At 28.1% G+C, this 324-nt stretch carries 1 protein-coding gene; it reads right to left on the minus strand.

Translation table 11 applies throughout. The annotated features are described in order from the left end of the window. Positions 1-324: hypothetical protein (locus tag LS69_RS10725; RefSeq protein WP_194145510.1), on the minus strand; the 324-nt coding region annotated here is incomplete at both ends.

Here is a 324-nt window from a genome sequence, read left to right on the forward strand (position 1 = left end):
ACCAAGTAATGGCAACATTCGTGTTTTTATTGATTTCTCTTTTCTTTTGACTAAGGAGTTTATCTTTTTCTATTTCTTTATAAAAGTAAGCACAAACACAAATGATTTCTTCTTTGTCTGCAATAAAGATTTCTTCTTCATTATCAAGAAAATAATCATAGGATTTTTCTTGATAAGGATTAGCATAAGCTTTTAAGATTCCAATAGAGAGTTTTTGTTTAGATTTAAAGAATAATCTTGCAGGATAGTTTGGATAACTATTAGGAGTGAGAATCTTTTGAGTGGTTTGTTTAATTGTTTTTTGTCCTTGTGTATTGGTGATTG

The organism is Helicobacter sp. MIT 05-5294 (assembly GCF_000765675.1).
In the GTDB taxonomy this organism is placed as follows: domain Bacteria; phylum Campylobacterota; class Campylobacteria; order Campylobacterales; family Helicobacteraceae; genus Helicobacter_D.